This window comes from Sungkyunkwania multivorans, assembly GCF_042675645.1.
Lineage (GTDB): Bacteria > Bacteroidota > Bacteroidia > Flavobacteriales > Flavobacteriaceae > Sungkyunkwania > Sungkyunkwania multivorans.
In genome coordinates, this window is sequence record NZ_JBHTJH010000017.1 from 1,115,196 (window position 1) to 1,139,121 (window position 23,926).

General features: G+C 41.5%; 25 protein-coding genes. 16 read left to right on the plus strand and 9 right to left on the minus strand.

The features are described from left to right. The first annotated feature begins 6 nt into the window (after positions 1-6). Positions 7-504, plus strand: a complete 498-nt coding sequence (locus ACFQ1M_RS16340; protein ID WP_386410172.1) for a hypothetical protein — start codon at positions 7-9, stop codon at positions 502-504. 92 nt (positions 505-596) lie between these two features. On the opposite strand, the gene ACFQ1M_RS16345 is transcribed toward ACFQ1M_RS16340, so the two are convergent. Then, positions 597-1,358, minus strand: coding sequence for a GNAT family N-acetyltransferase (locus ACFQ1M_RS16345; RefSeq protein ID WP_386410175.1), 762 nt, complete (start codon positions 1,356-1,358; stop codon positions 597-599). A gap of 215 nt (positions 1,359-1,573) precedes the next feature. On the opposite strand from ACFQ1M_RS16345, the gene ACFQ1M_RS16350 reads away from it, so the two are divergent. Further along, positions 1,574-2,440, plus strand: a complete 867-nt coding sequence (locus tag ACFQ1M_RS16350; RefSeq protein WP_386410179.1) for a universal stress protein — start codon at positions 1,574-1,576, stop codon at positions 2,438-2,440. Between the two features lie 52 nt (positions 2,441-2,492). Here ACFQ1M_RS16350 and ACFQ1M_RS16355 read toward each other — a convergent pair whose 3' ends face one another. The 4 genes from ACFQ1M_RS16355 to ACFQ1M_RS16370 all read right to left on the minus strand — a co-directional run bounded on the left by ACFQ1M_RS16355 (position 2,493) and on the right by ACFQ1M_RS16370 (position 6,695). After that, positions 2,493-3,167 (minus strand): ABC transporter ATP-binding protein, encoded by a 675-nt coding sequence (locus tag ACFQ1M_RS16355; RefSeq protein WP_386410182.1) that lies wholly within the window; start codon positions 3,165-3,167, stop codon positions 2,493-2,495. A 9-nt stretch (positions 3,168-3,176) separates the two neighbouring features. Next, a complete protein-coding gene (locus ACFQ1M_RS16360; RefSeq protein ID WP_386410185.1) occupies positions 3,177-4,439 on the minus strand; it encodes an ABC transporter permease in 1,263 nt (420 codons plus the stop codon). After that, positions 4,436-5,518, minus strand: coding sequence for an efflux RND transporter periplasmic adaptor subunit (locus tag ACFQ1M_RS16365; protein ID WP_386410188.1), 1,083 nt, complete (start codon positions 5,516-5,518; stop codon positions 4,436-4,438). The genes ACFQ1M_RS16360 and ACFQ1M_RS16365 overlap by 4 nt, the downstream gene beginning before the upstream one ends. Before the next feature lie 82 nt (positions 5,519-5,600). Beyond that, the gene (locus tag ACFQ1M_RS16370; RefSeq protein ID WP_386410191.1) at positions 5,601-6,695 is read right to left on the minus strand and encodes a site-2 protease family protein; all 1,095 of its coding nucleotides are present in this window, start codon (positions 6,693-6,695) and stop codon (positions 5,601-5,603) included. 151 nt (positions 6,696-6,846) lie between these two features. On the opposite strand from ACFQ1M_RS16370, the gene ACFQ1M_RS16375 reads away from it, so the two are divergent. From ACFQ1M_RS16375 to ACFQ1M_RS16410, 8 genes are all read left to right on the plus strand, one after another. After that, entirely contained in the window at positions 6,847-8,079 is a 1,233-nt protein-coding gene (locus tag ACFQ1M_RS16375) for a PAS domain-containing sensor histidine kinase (RefSeq protein ID WP_386410194.1), read from the plus strand. Further along, positions 8,076-9,125: a response regulator gene (locus ACFQ1M_RS16380; RefSeq protein ID WP_386410197.1), complete on the plus strand. Its 1,050-nt coding sequence runs from the start codon at positions 8,076-8,078 to the stop codon at positions 9,123-9,125. The genes ACFQ1M_RS16375 and ACFQ1M_RS16380 overlap by 4 nt, the downstream gene beginning before the upstream one ends. Positions 9,126-9,203: 78 nt before the next feature. Continuing rightward, a complete protein-coding gene (locus tag ACFQ1M_RS16385; protein WP_386410200.1) occupies positions 9,204-10,043 on the plus strand; it encodes a universal stress protein in 840 nt (279 codons plus the stop codon). A 507-nt stretch (positions 10,044-10,550) separates the two neighbouring features. Continuing rightward, positions 10,551-11,156, plus strand: coding sequence for a flavin reductase (locus tag ACFQ1M_RS16390; protein ID WP_386410203.1), 606 nt, complete (start codon positions 10,551-10,553; stop codon positions 11,154-11,156). Continuing rightward, entirely contained in the window at positions 11,153-12,328 is a 1,176-nt protein-coding gene (locus ACFQ1M_RS16395; protein WP_386410206.1) for a M20 family metallopeptidase, read from the plus strand. The genes ACFQ1M_RS16390 and ACFQ1M_RS16395 overlap by 4 nt, the downstream gene beginning before the upstream one ends. After that, complete coding sequence (locus tag ACFQ1M_RS16400) at positions 12,325-13,344, plus strand: hypothetical protein (protein ID WP_386410209.1); 1,020 nt, start codon at positions 12,325-12,327, stop codon at positions 13,342-13,344. Before ACFQ1M_RS16395 ends, ACFQ1M_RS16400 begins: the two co-directional genes overlap by 4 nt. A 108-nt stretch (positions 13,345-13,452) precedes the next feature. Then, positions 13,453-13,755: a ribosome hibernation-promoting factor, HPF/YfiA family gene (gene hpf / locus ACFQ1M_RS16405; protein ID WP_386410211.1), complete on the plus strand. Its 303-nt coding sequence runs from the start codon at positions 13,453-13,455 to the stop codon at positions 13,753-13,755. A 6-nt stretch (positions 13,756-13,761) separates the two neighbouring features. Continuing rightward, a complete protein-coding gene (locus ACFQ1M_RS16410; protein ID WP_386410214.1) occupies positions 13,762-15,450 on the plus strand; it encodes an adenosylcobalamin-dependent ribonucleoside-diphosphate reductase in 1,689 nt (562 codons plus the stop codon). Between the two features lies 1 nt (position 15,451). Here the strand turns inward: ACFQ1M_RS16410 and ACFQ1M_RS16415 are convergent, their stop codons facing one another. Further along, the gene (locus ACFQ1M_RS16415) at positions 15,452-15,901 is read right to left on the minus strand and encodes a hypothetical protein (RefSeq protein ID WP_386410217.1); all 450 of its coding nucleotides are present in this window, start codon (positions 15,899-15,901) and stop codon (positions 15,452-15,454) included. A gap of 171 nt (positions 15,902-16,072) precedes the next feature. Here ACFQ1M_RS16415 and ACFQ1M_RS16420 point away from each other — a divergent pair, with 171 nt between their 5' ends. Beyond that, on the plus strand, positions 16,073-16,699 hold the full coding sequence (locus ACFQ1M_RS16420; protein WP_386410220.1) for a hypothetical protein: 627 nt from the start codon (positions 16,073-16,075) through the stop codon (positions 16,697-16,699). Positions 16,700-16,760: 61 nt separating this feature from the next. Here ACFQ1M_RS16420 and ACFQ1M_RS16425 read toward each other — a convergent pair whose 3' ends face one another. Together ACFQ1M_RS16425 and ACFQ1M_RS16430 are read right to left on the minus strand one after the other, a co-directional pair. Then, complete coding sequence (locus ACFQ1M_RS16425; RefSeq protein WP_386410223.1) at positions 16,761-17,207, minus strand: DUF2267 domain-containing protein; 447 nt, start codon at positions 17,205-17,207, stop codon at positions 16,761-16,763. A gap of 2 nt (positions 17,208-17,209) precedes the next feature. Continuing rightward, the gene (locus ACFQ1M_RS16430) at positions 17,210-17,830 is read right to left on the minus strand and encodes a WG repeat-containing protein (RefSeq protein WP_386410226.1); all 621 of its coding nucleotides are present in this window, start codon (positions 17,828-17,830) and stop codon (positions 17,210-17,212) included. Positions 17,831-17,947: 117 nt separating this feature from the next. Here ACFQ1M_RS16430 and hemN point away from each other — a divergent pair, with 117 nt between their 5' ends. Both hemN and ACFQ1M_RS16440 read left to right on the plus strand, forming a co-directional pair. Then, the gene (gene hemN / locus ACFQ1M_RS16435) at positions 17,948-19,312 is read left to right on the plus strand and encodes an oxygen-independent coproporphyrinogen III oxidase (RefSeq protein ID WP_386410912.1); all 1,365 of its coding nucleotides are present in this window, start codon (positions 17,948-17,950) and stop codon (positions 19,310-19,312) included. Between the two features lie 23 nt (positions 19,313-19,335). Beyond that, positions 19,336-20,169: a universal stress protein gene (locus ACFQ1M_RS16440; protein ID WP_386410229.1), complete on the plus strand. Its 834-nt coding sequence runs from the start codon at positions 19,336-19,338 to the stop codon at positions 20,167-20,169. Between the two features lie 74 nt (positions 20,170-20,243). On the opposite strand, the gene ACFQ1M_RS16445 is transcribed toward ACFQ1M_RS16440, so the two are convergent. Further along, positions 20,244-20,675: an RrF2 family transcriptional regulator gene (locus ACFQ1M_RS16445; RefSeq protein WP_386410232.1), complete on the minus strand. Its 432-nt coding sequence runs from the start codon at positions 20,673-20,675 to the stop codon at positions 20,244-20,246. A gap of 115 nt (positions 20,676-20,790) precedes the next feature. On the opposite strand from ACFQ1M_RS16445, the gene ACFQ1M_RS16450 reads away from it, so the two are divergent. From ACFQ1M_RS16450 to nosZ, 3 genes are all read left to right on the plus strand, one after another. Continuing rightward, positions 20,791-21,309 carry a c-type cytochrome gene (locus ACFQ1M_RS16450; protein ID WP_386410235.1) on the plus strand — a complete coding sequence of 173 codons (519 nt, stop codon included), beginning with the start codon at positions 20,791-20,793 and terminating at the stop codon, positions 21,307-21,309. A gap of 13 nt (positions 21,310-21,322) precedes the next feature. Continuing rightward, complete coding sequence (locus ACFQ1M_RS16455; protein WP_386410238.1) at positions 21,323-21,895, plus strand: fasciclin domain-containing protein; 573 nt, start codon at positions 21,323-21,325, stop codon at positions 21,893-21,895. Between the two features lie 64 nt (positions 21,896-21,959). After that, positions 21,960-23,876 carry a Sec-dependent nitrous-oxide reductase gene (nosZ, locus tag ACFQ1M_RS16460; protein ID WP_386410915.1) on the plus strand — a complete coding sequence of 639 codons (1,917 nt, stop codon included), beginning with the start codon at positions 21,960-21,962 and terminating at the stop codon, positions 23,874-23,876. The last annotated feature ends 50 nt before the right edge of the window (positions 23,877-23,926 follow it).

Genomic DNA, 23,926 nt, shown 5'->3' on the forward strand with positions numbered 1-23,926 from the left:
ATACCCATGATGAAAATCGCACATTTGGCCGAACGAATACAGGATTACAAAGTTTCGATAGAGACGGTGGTAGAAAAGAAAATAACATGGAAGACCAAGACCAAATACATTCTAAGGGAAACACTCAACGAAATCGTAAAAATGTACGATATCGGATGGCGGGTCCAAGAACTCAATTGGATACATAGCAACGAGGCGGTGAACATCACTTTCGATTCCTTTCCGCCCGAACTTATCGAAAAAACTAACCAGATCCCTGCATATCAGTTCATTCAAGGAGGGGCTTTGGTATTTTCTCAGTCGTATAGCGGTGATGTCTTGGTGTTCATTCTTTTTCCCTCGACGGTCAATCATCCCGATCAGCAAGACACTATCGAATTAGGGGCCTATACCCCCGAACAGATCAATGAAAAAATGATCGTAGAGGCGGTCGATGATTTCTTAAAGGAAATGATCAAATGGGACCTGCCAAGTCTTCGCGACAAGGTAGGATTTGCCAGTTGAGCCATAGATTGATAAAAATGACAGCAACCTCAATCATATCCATTTTCCCCAAGCCGATTGGTAACTTAGTTCCTTGCCCAGCGGAAGATCGTTTAAGAAATTAATTGTAATTCCTTCTGCAAAATGTTCTTAAACCTTGTGGCACTTAGGTAATGGTCTTCGAGCAATTTGCCGTTATGTAAAAGGCTAAAAACACCAAAGCCTGAGGGGGCTTGCTTTGCTTCCTGGGCGTTAGTGATCTTCTTCACTTTAAGATCTATCCCATGATCCATCGCAACATCTAGAAGTGCTGCAACGGATTTTTCATGCCACGGACATTGATCGGCATATAGCAAATGCCATCCTTGATACTTTCTTTTTTGCAAGGTCCAGTCGTACAGCTGTGGGTCGGCAGCTTCATCGATCCATTTTTTTGACAGTAATTCGAAACGTCCTCTACGAGCTATTTCCTTATATCCGTTCTTCTCGAAAATAGTTTTATCAGCCATCCAAGACCCTTTACTAGACATGACGCAGACACCTGCCATCTTTCTTTTTTTAGCCTCCTTCTCCGCTTCTTTGATCAGTATTGAACCATAACCTTGGTTTCTGTCTTTTTTAGAGTACACATACATGCAATGAATAAATATAAAATCATCAGCATTTATGGGTCTCCACGCATTTGAGGCAGGCACAAATTCTATAAAACCAATCATTTTATCATTTGTGTCTTTTAGTATTTTCATTCGCAAGCCTTCAGCATAGCGTTTTTTAAACCAAGCCTTCTTAGCATCAAACCCTGGATTGGTGATGTCCTTGATGCAGAACAACGTTTCATCTTGTACATTTTCGGGTGTTACAGTTATTATTTTCATGGTTTTTATCTTTATAGTGATCTAGTATTCAAGAAACCGATAATTTGGTCAACACTTTGACTGTTAGTTATTTGTAATCGATAAAGGTAGCTGTTGATCACTTTGTAGGAAATGATATGGGTCATATGTCCCTAGAATTGGGAAGGATGACCTTCGTCATTTTTAATCATTCTTGAATAGCCTAGTTTCATCCCATTGTAATCAACTCTCTTATTATGAAGACGTTACTTTACGCTACGGATTGTACAGAACATGCCAAGTCAGCTCTTTGCTGTGCCTATGAGCTCAGTGTTAAATTGGGGGCAGACCTTGTGGTCCTAAATGTGTACGACATTCCTCCCATAACCGTCTCTACTACCCGCCCGTCAAAATGGATAGAGAAGAATACCAAAGAAGAATATTTGGCCCTTACAAGGGCTTATTGTTCAAAAACTCTTGGAAAGGATCTTGAAGAGGTAAACACGCGTATTGAAGTAACCAAAAACAGCTCCATTTCTGATGGTATTATAGCAAAGGCAGACACCTTATCCGTCGATCTTGTTATTATCGGAATGAAGGATGAACATAGCAAAAGGGGTCTCTTTGCTGGAGACATAGCCAAGGCGCTTCTAAAAAAGGTTCCGAGTCCGTTGTTGGTGATCCCGAATGAAATGAGCAAACTAACGCTTGAAAATATCGTGTATGCCACCGATCTTGAACAAGATGATCTTTTTGCTATAAAAAAGCTTGCGACAATCGCAAACCCCTTTGACGCCAAGATCTTTGTCTTTCACATTTCTACCAGAGATGAGTATGCTGGCAAAGAGCAGATGGAATGGTTCAAAGAGTTGCTTCAACAGCATGTGAGCTATAAGAGACTAAGGTTTGATCTATGGTTTTCAGACCATGTCTCCGAAGAACTCAAAAAATATTTGCAAAAGGTAGATGCCGATATGTTAGGGATGCTAGAGCGAGAGCATACGGGATGGAGAAAGTTATTTCACAAGGACTTGGTGAAAAAGATGGGTTCTCAGATAAAAATTCCGTTGATGAGTTTCAATATGATTGCTAAAGATGAAATTCTCAATCCATTCAAGGTTTGAAAATTGTCTTTTCTTTGGGTGATAGCTGTTCTTGCATAACGGGCGTTACAGATCAGCTGATGATGCTCCCATCTTCCATCTCAATGATCCGATCGGTCCTTTTCGCAAAGTCCATGTCGTGTGTAACCACCAAGAGGGACAATCCTTTTTCTTCCTTTAATTGTTTAAAGATCTGAAATACGTTCTCAGAATTATATGAATCCAAATTTCCGGTGGGTTCATCACCCATAAGAATGGATGGGTCATTGATCAACGCACGGGCGATGGCCACCCGCTGTTTTTCTCCGCCAGAGATCCTGTTGGCACGTTTTTTTGCCAAATGTCCAATGTGTAACATCTCTAATTTCTTGATAGCTTCATGTTCTATTTCGGCATGACTTTTTTCGCCGAGTTTCTTCGCAGGAAGCATCACATTTTCGATCACGCTAAATTCAGACAACAAATAATGAAATTGAAACACGAAGCCGATATGCTTGTTCCGGATCCGAGAGAGTTCCTTCGAAGGCTTTCCAGTGACCAAATGTTCATTCAAGAATAACTTTCCATCATAATCAGTGTCCATGGTAGAAAGAATATATAACAGAGTGGATTTGCCAGAGCCCGATTTACCCATGATGGACGCGAATTCACCCTTTTTTACATCAAAGCAGATATCTTTCAATACATGAAAAGGCACGGGTTTTTGAAAATGCTTGTTGATATGTTGGGCTTCTAGAACTAGAGTCATAATTGGCGATTAAGTTCCTCTGATAATTCGAACGGGGTCTATTCGTTTTGCTTTGGCCGATGGAAGATATCCCGCGACAAAGGTTGAGATCAGTGCAAAGGAAATTCCTATCACATAAAACCATGGGTTATAATTCACGGGATAGGTCGATATCGTTGGAAGTGCCTCCGTTTCGAATGGGACGCTGTCTATAAGTTTTGAAAGACCAAAGCCAATGGCGATACCTAGCGATCCTCCTATTGCGCCTATGATCATCGCTTGACTCATAAAGATCAACTGAACATCGACACCAGAGAACCCCGTAGCCTTTAAAATAGCGATATCCTTCATTTTTTCATAGATGAGCATATTCAAAATATTGTAGATGCCAAAACCTGCGACGATAAGCAAAGTGATAGATACCGAATAGGTGATGAGATTACGTATGGTAGTGCCTGTTTCAAATTGAGCATTGGCTTCATTGATATCGATAGCCCTCAACTTGAACTGCCTCTCCAATTGCCTGGCCATTTCGGGCGCCTTTTTAATATCAAAAAGTTTGATATTGATATCCGTCACATAATTCTCCGCCTCTCCCAAAATACGTTGTACCGTCTTAAGATTGGCAAAGCTTTGAATGTTATCGATGTCCGCAATACCGCTTTGATAGATGCCTACGATCTTCAATGGGAAAGTATTTCCTTTTACGGTGCTTATTTGTACGCGGTCACCTATATCTAGCGACATTTTCTTGGCCAATCCTGCCCCGAGCAAGATGCCGTTGTCGTTGTTCTTCAAGGCTTGCGGACTGCCTTTGGTAATATAGTCGTTGATGTTGAAAAGCCGTGCTTCCTCCATTATGTCCACACCGGTGAGATTGCCTCCTAATTCTATAGATCCCGATATATAAAAGATCTGCGCGCGCAATTGAGGGGTGACACCTTTCACATTTTCTTCCTCCTTTAGATGATCAAGTATGGGCAATGCATTATGGATCTTTCGTTGGCTCTGTTTCGGTTTAATAGAATGCACAATGTTAAAGGTATCTTCGAAGTCTTTGTAAAGGGCCACAGGCTGCTTCTCAGATGGTTCTATCTCATTAAAAACATGGATATGAGGTGTCTGGTTGAGAATAAGGTCGTCTAACATTTTGTTCAGTCCGGTCATAAAGCTTACCAAGGTGATATAGGCACCAATACCAAAGGTCACACCCAATGCGGCCGTGATCGTCGACTTCTTCTTGGTCACAAGGTGGGTCTTGGCGATATTGAGTATCACTTTCCAGTTGATCATTCCTTTGGTTTTAATAGATAGGTATTTTCATCTATACCACTTAAGATCTCCACTCTATCCAAGTTTTGTAGGCCTATCTCAACGTTGACCTCGCCATTTTCGGTTATAACTTTGGAATCGTCGATCAGATATTCTTTAGGGATGGACAAGGCGTCCTGTTTTTTGGCGATGATGATGTTGCCTTCACCTGCAAGACCAGCGTAGAGGACCTTTGGAGGCTCAATAAAAACTGCCTCAACGGTAAATGTTTGGGAGCGTTCGTCTTTTTTGGGATAGATCTTGGTCAATGTTGCCTCGAACACCTTAGAATTATATGCGTCCAAGGTAACCAAGGTTTTCTGCCCTACACGAAGCTTTACGATATCGACCTCGTCGACCAACATTTCTATGAGAAAATCGTCACTACATCCAACAGCAGCCAAAGGTTCCATAGTATTCACCACCTCTCCAGGATTTTTATACAATGCATAGATTTTTCCATTGATCTTACTTTTAACAGTAAAGTCTCTAGTGGTGATAGCGGCAGTTTTGTAATTATTTTCAGCTTGTTTTAATTGCGTTTCTAATTCCTGCTCGGTTCGGCGGTACTTACTTTGTAGCAGATTCAAATTATTGGTAGATAACTCGTAGGTGAGCTTTCTGTTTTCATATTCGATCTTGGAACCAATGTTTTGATTCCAAAGATTTTTTTGTCGGTAGAAGTTGATCGAATCATTCTTGAATTTTAATCTTGCAGAAACGATCTCATCCTTTATTTCCTCCAAGATGGCGGCCTTGCCGTTGTATTTTTCTTTTGCCAGCTCATAGGCCAGCTTGGCATTTTGCATGTTCAGTTTTGGAGTGCTATTAATGATCTGCATCATCGGTTGACCATTGAAGACCAGATCACCCTCGTCCACAAGATTTGCATCCAAGATTCCACCAACGGCAGCATACACTTGATATAAGCTATCTGGTTGAATGGTCACAGAAGAATAGACCGATTCGGTGAGGCTTCCATTCGTAGGAAGGATCTTTTCTTGTGAGTTATTGCAGGAAAGGGCAAAAAGTAGACTAAAGAGAATGATGATTCTTTTCACGACACGGATGTTACAGTGATTCAAAATAACAGGTTAGCTCTGCATTTTCCTATGACCAAAATCATGGATCTATAATGCAATGTCACGTATTTAAGAGCTGGGATCTCAAAAGGATGAATTCGCTTAGATTGGTCTGGTCGATGGCACCTGCCAAATGATTGTTTTCGATCACGGGAAAGAACTTTTTCTTTTCCAAGGCCATCGCTGAGAGGGCCTCCTTTAGAGGCGTATTGGCCTCCAAAACTGTAAGGTCTTTGTTCATGATGCTGTCTATCGGCAAATTGTGATTCTTTACATTTTTTACGATTTCCCCATGAAGTAGTACGCCTAGAAGCTCATCTTGGTCATCGACAACAACGAAATCCCTTTCCGTTCCTGCAATCAAAAGTTCGACCACCTCTTTGATCTGTGTTGAGGGTGAAAGTTTAGTGATGTTGGTAAGCATGGCGTCTTTTATCGTATATCCCTCCAGTAGTGAAAGTTGCTGCTCCATTTGATTTTCTCCTGCTGCACCTAGAAAGATGAACAGGGCGATCAGAATTAGAAATGGATTGAAGAATATGCCAAACACAAAGAAGCCTATGGCCAATAGTTGTCCAAGTCCTGCCGCGATGCTCGTAGCTCTTCGTCGATTCATTCCCATGGCCAATATTGCTCTGAGCACTCGTCCCCCATCCATAGGAAATGCGGGAATTAGATTGAAAACGACCAGTATGAGATTGGCAACAAGAAGATAGAATAGAAAATTTTGCAAGCTGATGGTGCTGAACATTTGCTCCAGCTCTTCAGCGTTCAACTGGACATATTGTTGCCAAGGTACTACGATTAGGAGCAACAAGGCAATCCCAACGTTGACCAGTGGCCCGGCAATGGCGACCAACAATTCTTCTCTTGGTTCTTTGGGCATCTTTTCTAGAGAGGCGACTCCGCCAATGGGCAATAGGGTGATCTTCTGCGTGGCAATACCATAGCGCCTCGCCATTAAGGCATGTCCTAATTCGTGTAGCACGACACATGCAAAAAGTACCAGAATAAAGGCCATATGGATCATGGCACTCTCGAAGCTACCTCCGCGTTTGACCTCTATATAAATGACCCAAACGATCAAAAAGATGAATGTCCAGTGTACCTCTATCCGAATTCCTGATATTGTGCCAAGTTTTAATATCCCTTTCATGATAAGAATTTATCCTTTGAAAATAACCACTGACCAATCTTGTAGCAATGATAAAAATCATTTTCTCCGACCTGTCTGTAACTAGTTTTTGTATCTTTATTCTTTTATAGAGAACGCTTAGTTTTAAGCGACGAATACTGACTTCCAGCAAATGTTCAAATTAAATGCAGACATTTTCGAAACGCTTTCAGAAGCAATTCCTGAAGGCGTTATCGTCGTCGATAAAAAACAAGAGATAGTAGCGACGAACACTTCGGCCCTAGAGATGTTTGGCTATGACAAGGAAGAACTCGATAAACAACGTTTGGAGATCCTTATTCCACAACGTTACCACCGGCAACACGGAGGTCATTTTAGCAGTTTTTATAGGAATGCAGAAAAACGTACCATGGGCATCGGCCGAGAGCTATTCGGCATCAAAAAAAGTGGAGAAGAATTCCCGATAGAGGTTGGACTTGCGCCCTTTGAATTGTCCGGAGATACCTTCATCATGGCGCTTATGGTCGATATTACGGTAAGAAAAGAGACAGAGCAAAGGATTCTGGATCTAAATGCAGAGCTGGAAATGAAAGTAAAGGAACGAACCAAAGAACTTCAACATACGGTTTTGGAGCTTCAAACAGAGGTAGAAAAAAGAAAGAAGGCAGAAGAAAAGGCATTGGAGTCGCTTCAGCGCGAAAGGGAATTGAATGAACTGAAGACCAAATTTCTTTCGCTAGTCTCTCATGAATTCAAGACACCATTGACAGGGATCCTAACCTCAGCAGTATTGGTTGGAAAATATGAAAAGACCGATCATCAACCAAAACGTGAAAAACACTTAGATCTGATAAAGAACAAGGTTCATTATCTAGATGGCATCCTTAATGATTTTCTCTCTGTAGAACGTCTAGAATCTGGAAAGGTAAACTATAAGATCAGCACCTTTCAACTAAGCAAGGTGCTCAATGAGGTCATCTACAGTGCCAATATGCTACTTAAAAGTGGCCAACGAATTAACTATCCTGAGAATGTGGACGAGATCGCCATTACCTTTGACGAAAAGATCTTAACGTTGGTCCTTACGAATCTAGTGAGCAATGCTATAAAATATTCTCCTGAAAATACCGTCATCGATATTAAGACCACCGAGGCAAGTGATACGCTTTTACTAACAGTGAGGGATCAAGGCATGGGAATCCCGAAGAAAGACCAGAAGCATGTGTTTCAGCGTTATTTTCGAGCAGAAAATGCAACCACATATCAGGGAACCGGAATAGGCCTAAATATCATCAAGGGACATTTGGATAATTTAGGAGGAACGATTAGTTTTATTAGTCAGGAAGGTAAAGGAAGCACATTTACCGTAGAGTTACCGAGGACATTAAGTAAAATATATTCATGAAAAAAGTATTATTGATCGAAGATGATACGGCATTGCGCGAAAACACCGCCGAACTTTTAGAGCTTTCGGACTATGAAGTGACGACTGCAGCAAATGGGAAGATCGGTATCCAAGAAGCCAAAATGAATACCCCAGATATTATTGTTTGCGACATCATGATGCCCGAAATGGATGGGTATGCCGTACTAGAGAACTTGTCCAAAGACAGTACGACAAGACATGTTCCTTTTATCTTCCTTTCTGCAAAGACCGAACGTCAAGACATTCGCAAGGGAATGGACTTGGGTGCGGACGACTATCTTACCAAACCATTTGACGAAAAGGAATTGATAAACGCCATTGAGAGTCGATTGGCCAAGATGGCGATTTTAAAGGAAAACGGCGGTATAATGGCAATGCAAACGAAAGAGATGGGTGCATTGAATAATCTGGAGGACTTGAAGGAATACTTCCTGGACGAAGGAGACGTTGAGGTCTTCAAAGCTGGCGAGACGGTGTATGAAGAAGGAAAACATTCCAATTACGTCTATTTGATCGAAAGAGGTGTTGTTAAAAATCATCGCATCGATCAGTTTGGAAAAGAATTGATCACAGGACTTCACAAAGCGGGAGATTTTTTTGGATATGCCTCGTTTGCCAATCATTCCCCATATCAGGAATCCGCTACTGCAATTGAAGAAGTGGAGGTTTACAAAATAAGCAAAGAAGCTTTAAAGGATTTGCTGGAAGAGAACCATCATATCACCTTTGAGTTGATCAATTTCTTAACCGATAATCTTTCGGAGGCGAAAGACCAACTATTGGAGATGGCGTACAGTTCGGTGCGAAAAAAAACGGCAAATACCATCTTAAAGTTTATAGAGAAACTTCAACATCAGGATCAACAACATATAAAAATTTCACGCAGCGACCTGGCCAGTGTGGCTGGTATTGCCACAGAGAGTCTCATACGCGCATTGTCTTCACTCAAAAAAGAAGGACTCATAGACATCGAGGGTCGTACCATTAATGTTTTGGACAAAGAAGGACTACTAAGTATAGAGTAGCTTTTTTTAAACTGACTTTTATCATTTTTTTCTTGCAATCAGCCGAATACATTTGTTTTATAAAGCAGGTTTTTTGCAATGAAGAATATCCTCTTACTAACTGACTTTTCCGAGAATTCATGGAATGCCATAGAGTTCGCGCTTTCGTATTTTAAGAAGGCACGTTGCAATTTCTATGTGCTTCATGTAGTAGAATCGGATGTGATGTTCGGGGCAGACACACCTTATGTGCACAACACAGGCATTTTGGAAAAAGCGATCAGTGTAGAAGCGCGGAAAAAGATGGAGGCCTTATTCAAAAGAATAGAACGGCTACCCTACAATGCCAAGCACAACTTCATTTCGTTGGTCGACAGCAATTTTTTCCTAAACTCTATCAAAGAGCATATCGAAGAAAAGAATATCGATCTCATAGTAATGGGCACGAAAGGAGCTTCAGGGCTTAAAGGATTTGTTATCGGCAGCAATACTGGAGATGTGATCACCAGGGTGAAGTGTCCCTCTTTAATCATTCCAGAGGATGCCCAATACACTAAGTTAAAGGAAATCGCTTTCGCTACGGATTATAATTTGCTTTATAATGCCAATATACTTGATACGTTGTTAGAACTATCAGTTATGAATAAGGCAGCTATCCGAGTGCTGCATGTAGCTAAAAGGAATGAAAAGTTGAGTTCAGATCAAATCGAGAATAAAGAACTGCTGCAAGGATATTTTAAAGACCATGAACATAGTTTTCATACCGTGACCAATAACAAGTTGGAAGCGGCGATAGAATGTTTTACCGAAAGTCGTGATGTTGACATGATCGCCATGGTGGCAAAGAATATCAACTTTTTTCAACAGATCTTTTTTAGGCCTACCGTGGAAACTATTAGTTACCATACAAGAGTTCCCTTCTTAGTGCTTCACGAATAAAAAAAAGAAAAATGCTTGAAAACTGACATCGGTCATGTTTTTGCGATAATGATCGCCGTATCTTTGAGACATTGAAAAATAGTTCTTTGGAAATGTAAATTTGAATCTAGGTTTTTGCGCTTGCAATGGCGTAAAGACCGATAGAAGATATCAAATGTTCTTTCAACCTTTTGGTAGCTACAGGAATTAGCGATAAGGCCTGTTCGGTCTCATTGTTAGCGTTGAATAGCAATTAATATCTTCTTCGGAAGCGGGTGTCTTTGACGCCTGCTTCCTTTTTCAAGTTTTAATTGTATAGCATACATTAATCGCTTCGGCCTTTAGTGTTATGTGAAGCGGTCAAAGTAGTTTTAATAGTCGAAAGATCATTTGACGACATTGACGTCTTTACAGGAACGGGGATACATTGTGTCCCCGTTTTTTTTGTTATATACGGTCTCATTGGGATATGGTTAGCTGATGAATGTCAGTTTTAAAACCCTACCCCTTTTGTAACTTGTATCTAACATGAATGTGCAAGAGGATTTTATAGCATTGGATACCAAATTTCCTATTTGGAAGCACTTCTTTACCATAGCACCCTTGATCGTAGTAGGTACTAAAGAAGGTGATGGTTACGACTTGGCACCAAAGCACATGGCTACCCCAATAGGATTTGATAATTATTTTGGATTTGTATGTACACCAAGGCATTCTACCTACCAAAACATACTGGCCAATAAGGAGTTCTCCATCAGTTTTCCACTACCAGATCAGGTATTGTTCACCTCGCTTAGTGCTTTGCCGAGAATAGAAGAAATGAGCAAATCTAAAAAGATCGTAGACGCATTACCAACCATCCAGGCAACTAAGGTTGATGCATTGTTACTACAACATTCGTACTTGCATCTCGAGTGCGAACTGTTCAAGGTCATCGATGGATTTAACGCGAATAGCATCATTACAGGAAAAATAATAGCTGCTTCTGTGCACCCAGAATACCTCCGCGAATCAGAAAAGGATGAGAATGAACAGATCGATCGATTCCCCCTCATGGCCTATGTTGCGGATGGGCGCTATGCAACTGTTGCCAGGACCTACAACTTTCCATTTCCCAAAGATTTCTCGCGATGATGGTAAATCAGGTAGATATAAACAGTATTCAAGATTTCTTAGAAAGACATCGACCGGAAATGACCGCTTTTCTAAAAGAATTGGTCAATATAGAAACTCCATCAAAATCTATAGAGGCGCAACATCAAATATTCGATTTCTTAAGGGAAGCATTTGAAGGGATTGGTTTTTATACAATACATGTTCCAGGTAGCGAAACAGGTGGATACCTGTACTGTAGGCCCAAAGATTATGACCATGAAAAAGCTTTTCAACTTCTAATAGGACATTGCGATACCGTGTGGCCAAAAGGGACGATCAAGGGAATGCCTTTAATGGAATTAGATGATAAGATCAAAGGGCCTGGAGTGTATGATATGAAGGTAGGTCTCGCACAGATGATCTTTGCATTAAAGGCCATTCGGGAACTTTCATTACCGCTGTTGGTGACTCCTTTGATACTGATCAATTCTGATGAGGAGATCGGCAGCAGAGAATCTGCCCATGTCATAAAGAGACTTGCCAAACTCTCCAATAGGACTTATGTGTTAGAGCCGCCACTTGGGATAGAAGGGAAGTTGAAAACAGCGAGAAAAGGCATTGGTCGTTTTACTGTTACCGTGAAAGGAAAAGCGGCCCATGCTGGTTTGGATCCGGGAAAAGGGATCAATGCCATCGTAGAGTTGTCGCATCAGGTGCAGCAACTATACGCTATGAACGACTTTGACAAAGGGATCACCGTAAATGTTGGAATGATCGAAGGCGGTATTTCTCCAAATGTAGTAGCTCCAGAAAGCAAGGCGATCGTCGATGTTAGGGTTATAAAAGCAGAGGATGGCGAATACATCACCAACAAGATCAAAAGTTTGCAAGCTCAATTGCCAGATGTGACCTTGCATATCGAAGGGAGTATTGGAAGACCGCCTATGGAAAATACTCCAAGAAATCGACACTTGTGGAACGTGGCCAAAAAGATGGGAGAACGCCTTGGTATTTCTCTCGAAGAGGCATTGGCCGGTGGAGGTTCTGATGCCAATACAACTAGTCTGTATACCGCCACAATCGATGGGCTGGGAACGCCAGGAGACGGGGCACACGCCACCCATGAGTATATTTTGAGAAACCGACTTGCAGAGCGAACAGCATTGCTCATATTGCTATTGATGACCGAACCTTTGAAACACACATCATGAATCATAAATATATATACACTTCGTTGACAAGGATCTCTGATTTGGAAGAAAAGGATTTCGTAATACAGAAGCTGCCTAAGTCCGAATGGGCTACAGGAGACTACGTCGTGGTGAGGATCACCGACCCAGGAAGCAATACCCTTAGCATTGAGCTTGCCAGTGGTCGTATGCGTGGTGTCATTGGGGGAGAATCTGTAGTAGGGGTTTTAGGCGAGCGTTTTGCTACACTCGAAGCTACTGGTACGTGGAAGAAAGTGGGGGACGATTTGAAAATGAATGTGTTAACCGGTGCGGGCCTTATGGGGAAGCTTACCTCAAAATCTGTCTTCATCCCTAATATGATGGAAGTGGTCTATGTTGGGCATGCCTTTAGGAACGATGAACGGCTGACCATGGATACTTTTGTTGTGCCTACAAAAGATACACCCTTTAATACACCAGTCGTATTGTTCGTTGGGACTTCAATGTCGGCGGGCAAAACAACCTCTGCCAGAATCGTAACACATCTCTTCAAACTGGCAGATCATAAAGTTGTTGGGGCAAAGTTGACAGGAGCAGGTCGTTTTAAAGATATCCTTGCAGTCAAGGATGTAGGCGCGGATCAGGTATTAGATTTTGTGGATGTTGGACTTCCCTCTTCTATCTGCCCCAGAGAAGAGTATCAACGCAAGTTGCGACAGTTACTCAATAAGATCGCTATGGCAGAGGCAGATGTTGCCGTTATTGAGATCGGCGCCTCTCCACTTGAACCCTACAATGGCGACATCGCTATTAACGCATTACGAGAACAGATCAAATGTATCATTCTAAGCGCATCGGATCCGTATGCAGTATATGGTTTGATGAAAGCTTTTGAGATCGTTCCAGATATTGTAACCGGAATCGCTACCAATACGCTCGCTGGGACTAGAATGGTAGAAGAACTGTGCAATGTGAGAGCACTCAACCTCATCGACCCAAAGACCACGAGTGAACTGAAGCGAATGCTATCTTCGGCCACCCAATTGATACTTTAAAGACAAGGCGCGTTAAAGGAATGATAATTAAGATAGGAAATTTAGAGCGAATCATTAAATTCATATAAACTTCAATCTGAAATGATAACCATTTAAATTTATTAGAACATGAACATTCAAATTCAATTTGTACAAATTCCAAGAAGTGAAACCTTTGAAACCTTTATTCAAAAGAAATTGAGCCTACTGGCAGAAAAATATGATTGGTTGATCAAAGCACAAGTGAACATAAAGCAAGAGAATGACCCGTCGCCGAAAGGAAAGATCTGCGAGATAGAATTAAGTGCCCCTGGCCCAAGGATATTTTCGTCTTCGAACGAGGAGTCATTTGAACTTGCTGTTACCGAGACGATACAAGACTTGGAGCGACAGCTCAAAAAACGCAAAAGCAAAATGAAGCCTCACCTGTAATGAGCGATGCTCACTGATAATGCCATAGAGATTCTCAAGGAACGCTATCTGTTAAGGAATGCAGAGGGCAAGATCATAGAAAGCCCGGAAGAACTCTTCCGAAGAGTTTCTAGGCATATAGCTAGTGCGGAAAAAAAAGATCGTTCACTATGGGAAGCGCGTTTTTATAATTTGTTGGCGGGTTTGGAGTTTCTTCCAAACTCGCCAACACTTATGAATGCTGGGAATCCAAAAGGACAACTTAGCGCTTGTTTCGTGCTTCCCGTAGATGATAGCTTAGAAAGTATTTTCACGAGCTTGAAAGACGCCGCACTCATTCATCAAAGCGGAGGTGGTACGGGATATAATTTTTCAAAATTAAGACCGAAAGGTGATTGGGTAACGACCTCCTCTGGCAAAGCCTCTGGCCCAGTCGCCTTTATGAAAGTCTATGATGCAGCTACCGAACATGTAAAGCAAGGAGGCAAACGCAGAGGAGCCAATATGGGGATTTTAAATGCTGACCATCCCGATATTCTGGATTTCATCACTTCAAAAGCTGATGACCTGAGTTTGCAAAACTTCAATATTTCGGTCGGAATTTCTAACGAATTCATGAAGGCCGTCGAAGAGCAATTGCCGTGGTCGCTTATCAATCCAAGAGATGGTAGCATCGCCAAAAAAGTGGAAGCTACAGAAGTTTGGAACGCCATTACGGAAGAAGCTTGGAAAACTGGGGATCCTGGGCTCATATTCTTGTCTACCATCAACGAACAAAATCCCACCCCCAATTTAGGAACCATAGAAAGCACCAATCCTTGTGGCGAAGTGCCTCTTTTGCCTTATGAGAGTTGTAATCTCGGTTCGTTGAATCTTGTAAAAATGATCTCCTCTCAAAATGACAACATCAGGCTCGATTGGACAAAGCTCGGCGATACTGTGACGATGGCCGTTCGATTTTTAGATAATGTTATCGATGCCAATCATTACATCTTGTCCCAGATAAAAAAGATGACAACTACCAACCGAAAAATTGGACTTGGAGTAATGGGATGGGCAGAATTGTTGATGCTGTTGGAAATTCCCTATGCCTCAAAAAAGGCCATTTCTTTAGGTGAAAGGCTTATGAAGTTCATTAAAGAAAAAAGCTATGAAGCTTCTACGGCACTGTCAAAGGAAAGAGGAAGCTTTTCCTCGGGTCAAAAGCGAAGAAATGCTACCTGCAACAGCATTGCGCCTACGGGTACGATATCGGTGATCGCAAACACTTCCTATTCAATAGAACCTCTTTTTGCATTAGCTTATCAGCGCGTAGGCATTTTAGGCGGAAAGGTTCAGAATGAATTCAATAGGGTTTTTGTTCAAAAAATGAAAGAACTGAAATTATGGAACAAAGAAATTGAAAACGAGGTTAGAAAAACGGGAAGTATTCAACATATAAAGACTATTCCGAATGACATGAAGGAATTATTCAAAACGAGTTTGGAGATTCCATGGGAATATCACTTAAAGCACCAACTGGCATTCCAAAAATATACCGATAATGCCGTTTCCAAGACTATCAATCTACCTACTTCGGCCACTATCGATGAGGTGTCGACAATTTTTTGGACCGCCTGGAAATATAAACTCAAGGGCATCACCGTCTATCGATATGGAAGCAAGTCCAAACAGGTTCTTCAAAAATGCAATTTGAACAATACCACCGATTGTTGAGTTATTCCCAAGAATGGTCGGATATATAATAGTCTCGCTTGGTACTTGTCCATTGGGTGGCGACCACGATCAATACACCCAATAAAGCATACCAGAAGTGAAGCATCCCAAATCCGATCCCGAAATAGAGCTGCATGCATATCCATAGCACCAAAAGGATGCCCAAATAGTAGGAAAAGGTCCAGGACCAATGGTAGTTCTTATAAAGGTTGATAGTTTGCATCAACTTAAAATTCTTCTTTGTGATAAGACCATAGACGATAAGTAAGGGCAGCAATCCTAAAAAGATCATTAGGAACAGGCCTGGTATCAAGAAGTTTGTAAAGGGAGCGTTGACCTGTAAGTCTTGGAGAATACTTCTAGGAAATCCAATAGTTATTCCGCTTGGGTCATAGATAAGCATGGCTCCCGAAGGAATGGCACTGACCGCTTGAAAAAGAAGTAGGAGCATTAAGATGTATGTCGACAGCGACCTTTTCATACTATCCTGTATTGAGTGTAAAGAAAAAGATAATCTTTGCTATTTTCACTGATACTTGTCATTTTTAATTTAACTGATATTGTATTTATTGGATATGACCAAGAGAGAAACATGCGCTTCAATGTTTTAAAAAGAAAACTAATGCTTTTGCCCATCTTTGGAATGGTCATCTTCGTGCTATTATATTTTTTCGCAGCTATGCTCTATCCCGGTGGCTCCGATGCTTTTCCCAACAAGCCTGGGTTCAGTTTTATTCATAACTACCTATGCGACCTACTGGATGTCCAAGCCATCAATGGGGAGCTCAACACCTCACGAGCCTTGGCAATAGTCGCATTGGGAATATTATGCACGAGCCTGATTCTGTTGTGGTTTTACTTACCTGTAATTTTTACCACAAAGAGCGTCAACCAAAAAATAACGTTGGTGACCGGGGTGGCCTCTTTAGGTATGACCGTATTTTTATCTTCTGTCAATCACGACCTCATCCTTAGAATAGCAGGATCCTTTGGAGTGATAACGCTCCTGTCCGTTTTGATCGAACTCTTCAAGATCCGTTTTTTCAAGCTTTTCGGTTGGGGTGTTTTTTGTCTTTTTATTTTCTTAGGAAATTATTATGTCTATGAGACTGGCTCCTTGATAAGAGCGCTGCCATTGATTCAAAAAGTAACTTTTTTGTCTTTTATAGGTTGGTTTGTAGTATTGAACTTGGTCGTTTATAGGAAATACCGAGCTAGGTTACAGGATAGGCGCATACGTTGGCACTAAGACTCATGAGAGATCAAAGCGATAGGTAAATCAAGTAATTAAAAGAATCTTTAATAGTGGATTAGAACATAAAATTATGATACACCATACTCTTAAGGTCCTTTGGTAATTCGGTGCGAATGTCTTCCAATTCACCCAATGAAATATACCTTCGCAACAGGATAAAGGTGGCGTCGATGTAGCGTTCGGCCAGCTCGTCGGACTTGAAATCATGAACCGAGGTGACTCCATCATAATCTCTTACACGATCGATGAAATCGGTCATATTCTTCACCTTTCTCTTTTTTTTGGAAGACCAGCCTTGCACATAGACCGCTTTTAGGAACATAGGAAATTGAGCGATCAGCTGCAACGACTCTTCCGTAGAGATCACATCGCGCAAACCATGAAGAACAGCAGACAAGATCCTTCCGGCCGTTGCTGTGTCTTCACCAAGATTCAACCCTTTGGCATATTCTTTAAGGAAAGAATTTCCTTCAGCGGCATATTTGTTAAAATTAAGTGCCATGATCACAAACTTTTATCTAGTGAGAATACCTGCCAACCTTCCTTTTGAGTCATTACTGCAATTTGTTTCGAGCTAATAAAATGTGAACTGGAAAATGGTTTTTTGAATTTTTTCTCAGACATCAAAATATGCGGCATTTCCTTTAAACTTTTTACATAGTTGCCATTGACATCTATGAGCTCTTCAGCAAAATTGTATTGAATGATTTCCTTGTCCAAATACTTATTTCTGCCTCTTACGGTTTTATACGGTTTTACCGCCAACGCATATCCCTCGTGAAAATTTGTAGCATTCAAATATTGTGGAGGGATCACTGTTTTGCCGGTCCTATCGATATAACCATAGTAAGGGATGCCTTCTTTTTTTAACATGATAAGGCAACGGTCGTTCTTAAATTTTGGTGCTTTACGATCTTTTGAACTTTTATAGGATTCCCCGACGATGTCATCACGAAAATCGATGACCATATTGTTTTCAGTATCGATAAAGCCCCATTTCCCATCTTTCTTTATGGCGATCAGACCTTCAGATAGTTCGCCAACGGCCTCCAGCCCTTTATGCTCTTGCGACCAGAGGGGTGTCGCTAACAACGTTCCAAGTATTAAAATAGCAATCAGTCTCATGGTTTTACGGTTTTGGTTATTGAATAGAAAGGTATAAAACAAACAAAATCCTCTAAATGACTTATGTCATATTTAGAGCCAAATACAGCCCTTATTTTTGAGACGCAATATATTTCTATGAACAAGCATCTTATAAAGAAGTACAACGTCCCAGGACCTCGCTACACGAGTTATCCCACGGTGCCATATTGGGAGAACGACACCTTTTCCCTGATACGTTGGAAGCAGTCTCTAAAGCAGCGCTTTCTAGAAAACAGTACCGAAGAAGGGATAAGCCTCTACATACATTTACCTTTCTGTGAAAGCATGTGTACCTTCTGTGGTTGTAACAAGCGAATTACCAAAAAGCATGAGGTTGAGGTCCCTTACATAAAGTCGGTACTCAAAGAATGGAAACTATATAGAGAATTGTTTGGCCAAAGACCCGTGATCAAGGAATTGCACATCGGTGGTGGAACTCCAACTTTTTTTAGTCCTGAAAATTTAGAATTTTTGATCGTGGGAATACTGCGCGGCTCTCATATTGCCGAGGAGTACGAATTTAGTTTTGAGGGGCATCCCAATAACACCACCGAAGAACATTTGAAAGTGTTGTTCGATCTAGGTTTTAGAAGGGTAAGCTTTGGCGTACAGGATTATAATGAGACGGTACAGAAGGCCATTCGCAGAATTCAACCCTTTGAAAATGTGGAACGGGTTACCAAATTGGCTCGCAAAATAGGATATACTTCTATCGGGCACGATCTCATCTTCGGACTGCCATTTCAAACGGTCGACGATGTAAAGCACACTATTGAAAAGACAAGACTTTTAAATCCAGATCGAATCGCATTTTATAGTTATGCCCATGTTCCGTGGATCAAAGGAAATGGACAGCGCGGATTTGACGAGGCCGATCTTCCCAAAGCGCACCAAAAGCAAGAGATGTATCAAAATGGGAAGCAATTACTCGAAGAAAACCACTATAGCGAGATAGGGATGGATCATTTTGCTTTAAGGACCGACTCGCTCTATCAAGCCGTTGATGAAAAGAGGTTGCATAGAAATTTCATGGGGTATACCGCTTCGAAGACTCAGCTGATGGTCGGACTCGGCGTTTCCGCCATTGGAGATAGTTGGTATGGCTTTGCACAAAACGTGAAAGGGGTGGAAGAATATCGATCGCTGATCGACAATAATATCCTTCCTGTGTTTCGAGGTCATATCTTAAATGAGGAGGACGTCATTATTAGAAAGCATATCCTTAACCTCATGTGTAAGTTCTCCACACAATGGAGTGCTGAAGAAGGACGTTTCAGCGAACTCGCTGATGTACTGATCCAATTGAAGGAAATGGAGTCGGACGGACTTTTGGAGATCGGTTCAGATCATTTGAAGATAACAACCAAAGGAATCCCTTTTGTACGAAATATTTGCATGGGTTTTGATCTAAGACTTAAAAGAAAGAGACCAGAAGCACAACTTTTTTCGATGACTATTTAAACTAAACCCTAATCAATAAAACTATGAATAAAATTATCGTACCCATCGACTTTTCAGAATATTCGGACTACGCATTAGAGGTGGCTGCTAATTTGGCAAAAGCTAACAATGCCGAGATCTTAGCACTTCATATGCTCGAAATTTCTGAATCTCTTGTGAACAAGGCCGAAGGTTCGGACTACTCCGAAGCGCTTTTCTTTATGAAGTTGGCAAAAAAGAAGTTCGAGAACTTTTTGGAAAAGGACTACTTAGAAGGTGTTAAGGTCACTGATATCGTGCAGTATCACAAAGTTTTTTCGGAAGTGAACAACACCGCTATCGAGCAAGGTGCCGACCTCATCGTTATGGGGTCTCACGGCGCTAGTGGCGCAAAGGAACTGTTTGTCGGCAGTAATGCTGAGAAGGTGGTGAGAAATTCCGAATTGCCTGTGTTGGTGGTAAAACAGCGACGTAAAGATTTTAGTGCTAACAAGGTAGTATTTGCCAGTGATTTTAAACGAGACAATGTGCGACCTTATCTCAATGCGATGTCATTGTTCAAAAAGATCAAGGCTGATGTAAGTTTGCTATATGTAAACTTGCCTAATGAAAGCTTTAAAGATAGCGATGAGATAGAGAAGCAATTAAAAGAGTTTTTTATCAAGGCTGATGGCAATACCGATAATATGAAAAAAGTGACTGTCAGAAATGATTATTCTGTGGAGAAAGGATTGTTTGCGCATGGCCAGAAGGTCGATGCTGATGTTTTGGCGATTCCCACACATGGCAGAAAAGGGCTGTCGCACTTTTTTATCGGAAGTATTGGTGAGGATATTGTAAATCATGCCAATACTCCGGTGATGACCTTTAAAATATAATATGACGAACGTAATTTTGTCTTGGAAACCAAAAGAGGGAGATGCTTGTCGTCTCCCTTTTTTCATGAAATTGCTCAAAGCGGCAAAAATGAAATACCCGCCTTGACCTCCTCAGCCGTTTCGTTGATACTTTTTCGTTCTAGCTGCTGCAGAATTTTTGATTTAGATGATGCCAATACCGCATGCAGCGGACAAGGTCTGTTCTCATCACATCCCTCTAGGCTAAGCCAACAGCTTCTCATATGATCGGTGTCGCCGATAGCCTCTATGATTTCGATAAGTGTGTGTTCTTTATTTTGTGCACTTAAATAAAATCCTCCTTTCGGACCTCTTACAGAGGAAATCAGACCTTTTCTTGAAAGCTCTTGAAGAAGCTTTGCTATATATGCTTTAGGAACGTTGATAGGTGCGGAAATATCCTTTGCCATTATTTTTTGGTCTTCATTCGAGTGTACCGCAAGGTAAAGAACGGCCTTCAAAGCGTATTTTGTAGAATTTGAGAACATAGTGCAATTTTTGGGATAAAAATAAAAAAGATATAGATGTCTTAAATATGATTTTTGTCATATTTTAACTTTTCCGCCCTAATTACTTTTGATACCATAACAAACACCTTCCTCCATGAGAACAGTATTCAAGATCATCCCTCTTTTATTGGCAGTAGTTTTTATAAGCTGTGGAGAAAAAGAAGAGAAAAAAGAAAAATTCAGTTACGAAAGATCCAAATCCACCACATCAGAGAAAAAAGAAACCAACCCAACCACGACCAAGGTCTTGGCTTCAGAAAGAGTGGACCTTACGAACAAGGGCGTAGGAAAAATCCAAACTTTAACCTTACCCGCAATGGTCGATGAGAAAATGGCCGCCACGGGTGCGGAGCTTTTTAAAGTGAAATGTACTGCATGTCACAAGTCTCATAAAAAATTCATTGGTCCACCACCAGTGGGTATTTTAGATAGAAGGACGCCAGAATGGGTGATGAACATGATCCTAGATCCTGAGAAGATGGTCAAAGAAGATCCTCTAGCCAAAGAGTTATTGGTGGAGCATAATGGTTCTCCCATGGCCAATCAAAGTCTTACCGAAGAGGAAGCCAGGGCAATACTCGAATATTTCAGAACGCTGAAACCAGAAAATTAACATAGATCCAAAAATGAAAACAATCAACCAATTGATCTTGGTTTTTCTGAGCATCCTATTTTTTATTGGTTGCAAAGAAACCAAAAACGAACCGAGTGATTCAAACACTGAGCAAAAAGTAGTTGAAAAAGCTGAAAAGCAGGGGCAGGCCTTCATCAAGGATGATGAAGCTACCCCTAACGTCCTCAACATAGCCATAGGTTCCCCCGACCATACCACCTTGGTTGCAGCCGTGCAGGCGGCGGAGTTAGAAAATGCCTTGGTCAATGCAGGACCCTTGATGGTCTTTGCACCTACAAATGCGGCATTTGAAAAACTTCCCGAAGGCACTGTAGAAGATCTTTTAAAGCCAGAAAATAAAGATATGTTGGCTAACATTCTCAAATATCACGTTACTCCTGGAAATTATTCTAAGGATTTCTTAAAGAAATTTAAAAAATTAGGACAGTCCAACGGTGTCGATGTTTTTGTCACGGTGAAAGGAGAAGATGTGTACATTGGCGATGCCAAGATAATTGCGAGTGTAAAGGCCGGAAACGGTATCGTGCATGTTATAGATAAGGTATTACTACCACCAACAGATTAATACAAAAAAAACTCGTTCAATGAAAAACTCTATAAAATTTGTGATTGCGATATGTGCTACGGCAATGATCTTTTCCGGCTGTAATAAAACCGGAAGATCTTCCGAAAATGGGGCCTTGGCGTCAAACGTTGCAGAGAAAGTGTATGTTGCTCCTGGAGAGCACGATGAGTTCTATGCATTTGTCTCTGGGGGGTTCAGCGGTCAATTATCGGTCTATGGTTTACCGTCTGGACGCCTGTTCAAAATAATTCCGGTCTTCTCGCAAGATGCGGAGAAGGCTTGGGGTTATAATGAAGAGACCAAACCCATGTTGAATACTTCTCACGGCTTTATTCCTTGGGATGACAGTCACCATCCAGATATCTCCCAGACCAATGGGGAACTCGATGGGCGATGGGTATTTATCAATGGAAATAATACGCCTAGAATCGCTAAGATAGACTTGAGCACCTTTGAAACCACAGAGATCATCGAAGTACCAAATAGTGCTGGTAACCACAGCTCCTCTTTCGTTACCGAAAACACGGAGTATGTCGTCGCGGGCACACGATTCTCCGTTCCGATTCCGCAACAGGATATTTCGATCAAGGAGTACAAAGGCAAGTTCAAAGGTTCTGTTTCCTTCATCAGTGTCGACCCAGAAGATGGCGGGATGGAAATGGCCTTTCAGATCCTTCTCCCAGGATTTGACTATGATCTGGCACACCCGGGTAGAGGTGCCTCACATGGATGGTTTTTCTTTTCGACCTATAATTCGGAAGAGTCGCATACTTTGATGGAAGTCAATGCTTCGCAAAACGATAAGGACTTTATTGCGGCGATCAATTGGAAAAAGGCAGAAGAATATATCAAACAAGGAAAATTCAAAACAATGCCAGCCAATTATGCGCACAACGTCTATGACGAAAGAACGCACACGGCAACTTCCACGATGAAAAAAGAGGTAAGAGTACTCGACCCGGCAGATTGCCCAGGTTTGGTCTATTTTTTACCAACTCCAAAATCGCCTCACGGATGTGATGTAGACCCAACGGGAGAATACATCGTTGGCAATGGCAAGTTATCTGCCGACCTCACGGTGCACTCTTTCACTAAAATGTTGGATGCTATAGAGAATAAGAAATTCGATGGCGATGCCTACGGAATTCCGATCATTAAATTCGAGGATGCGTTGGCGGGAGTGGTGTCTCAGGCAGGATTAGGTCCTTTGCATACCGAGTTTGATGCCAAAGGAAATGCCTATACCACCTTCTTCATTTCTTCTGAAGTTGTAAAATGGAAAGTGGGCACTTGGGAGGTGATCGATAGAAAACCAACCTACTACTCTGTGGGACACTTAATGATCCCAGGAGGAAATAGTAGAAAGCCTTTTGGAAAATATGCATTGGCCATGAATAAGATCACCAAGGACCGTTATCTTCCTACGGGTCCGGAGGTGACACAATCCGCGCAGTTGTACGATATCACTGGTGAAAAAATGGAGTTGTTGTTGGATTTTCCAACGGTTGGAGAACCGCACTATGCGGCAGGCATCGCGGCAGATCTTGTAAAACCACGATCCAAGAAGATATTTAAGCTAGAAGAGAATCAGCATAAATATGGAGTGAAAAGCAGTGCTGAGACACGCGTAGAACGCAATGGGAATGAAGTACATGTCTATATGACGATGATACGAAGTCACTTTACACCAGATAACATCGAAGGCATCAAAGTAGGGGATAAGGTGTATTTCCATGTCACTAACTTGGAACAAGATTACGACGTGCCTCATGGGATCAGTATGATCGGTGCCAATACTTCTGAATTGTTGATCATGCCAGGCCAAACCGAAACTTTTGTTTGGGAGCCTAAACAAGTCGGGGTCTGGCCATTCTATTGCACCGATTTCTGTTCGGCATTGCACCAAGAGATGCAGGGATATGTGAGAGTGTCGCCAGCATCTTCCAATATTGCATTGTCGTGGTCGCTAGGTGAAGATTAAAGGTAATTCAATAACACTTATTTAATTTCCTTTTGAAGGGGGAGGAAGAT

Coding starts and splice junctions, on each gene's coding strand:
- ACFQ1M_RS16340 (WP_386410172.1), top strand. CDS start 7: ATGATGAAAATCGCACATTTGGCCGAACGAATACAGGATTACAAAGTT.
- ACFQ1M_RS16345 (WP_386410175.1), bottom strand. CDS start 1,358: ATGAAAATAATAACTGTAACACCCGAAAATGTACAAGATGAAACGTTG.
- ACFQ1M_RS16350 (WP_386410179.1), top strand. CDS start 1,574: ATGAAGACGTTACTTTACGCTACGGATTGTACAGAACATGCCAAGTCA.
- ACFQ1M_RS16355 (WP_386410182.1), bottom strand. CDS start 3,167: ATGACTCTAGTTCTAGAAGCCCAACATATCAACAAGCATTTTCAAAAA.
- ACFQ1M_RS16360 (WP_386410185.1), bottom strand. CDS start 4,439: ATGATCAACTGGAAAGTGATACTCAATATCGCCAAGACCCACCTTGTG.
- ACFQ1M_RS16370 (WP_386410191.1), bottom strand. CDS start 6,695: ATGAAAGGGATATTAAAACTTGGCACAATATCAGGAATTCGGATAGAG.
- ACFQ1M_RS16375 (WP_386410194.1), top strand. CDS start 6,847: ATGTTCAAATTAAATGCAGACATTTTCGAAACGCTTTCAGAAGCAATT.
- ACFQ1M_RS16380 (WP_386410197.1), top strand. CDS start 8,076: ATGAAAAAAGTATTATTGATCGAAGATGATACGGCATTGCGCGAAAAC.
- ACFQ1M_RS16385 (WP_386410200.1), top strand. CDS start 9,204: ATGAAGAATATCCTCTTACTAACTGACTTTTCCGAGAATTCATGGAAT.
- ACFQ1M_RS16390 (WP_386410203.1), top strand. CDS start 10,551: ATGAATGTGCAAGAGGATTTTATAGCATTGGATACCAAATTTCCTATT.
- ACFQ1M_RS16395 (WP_386410206.1), top strand. CDS start 11,153: ATGATGGTAAATCAGGTAGATATAAACAGTATTCAAGATTTCTTAGAA.
- ACFQ1M_RS16400 (WP_386410209.1), top strand. CDS start 12,325: ATGAATCATAAATATATATACACTTCGTTGACAAGGATCTCTGATTTG.
- hpf (WP_386410211.1), top strand. CDS start 13,453: ATGAACATTCAAATTCAATTTGTACAAATTCCAAGAAGTGAAACCTTT.
- ACFQ1M_RS16410 (WP_386410214.1), top strand. CDS start 13,762: ATGCTCACTGATAATGCCATAGAGATTCTCAAGGAACGCTATCTGTTA.
- ACFQ1M_RS16415 (WP_386410217.1), bottom strand. CDS start 15,901: ATGCTCCTACTTCTTTTTCAAGCGGTCAGTGCCATTCCTTCGGGAGCC.
- ACFQ1M_RS16420 (WP_386410220.1), top strand. CDS start 16,073: ATGCTTTTGCCCATCTTTGGAATGGTCATCTTCGTGCTATTATATTTT.
- ACFQ1M_RS16425 (WP_386410223.1), bottom strand. CDS start 17,207: ATGGCACTTAATTTTAACAAATATGCCGCTGAAGGAAATTCTTTCCTT.
- ACFQ1M_RS16430 (WP_386410226.1), bottom strand. CDS start 17,830: ATGAGACTGATTGCTATTTTAATACTTGGAACGTTGTTAGCGACACCC.
- hemN (WP_386410912.1), top strand. CDS start 17,948: ATGAACAAGCATCTTATAAAGAAGTACAACGTCCCAGGACCTCGCTAC.
- ACFQ1M_RS16440 (WP_386410229.1), top strand. CDS start 19,336: ATGAATAAAATTATCGTACCCATCGACTTTTCAGAATATTCGGACTAC.
- ACFQ1M_RS16445 (WP_386410232.1), bottom strand. CDS start 20,675: ATGTTCTCAAATTCTACAAAATACGCTTTGAAGGCCGTTCTTTACCTT.
- ACFQ1M_RS16450 (WP_386410235.1), top strand. CDS start 20,791: ATGAGAACAGTATTCAAGATCATCCCTCTTTTATTGGCAGTAGTTTTT.
- ACFQ1M_RS16455 (WP_386410238.1), top strand. CDS start 21,323: ATGAAAACAATCAACCAATTGATCTTGGTTTTTCTGAGCATCCTATTT.
- nosZ (WP_386410915.1), top strand. CDS start 21,960: ATGATCTTTTCCGGCTGTAATAAAACCGGAAGATCTTCCGAAAATGGG.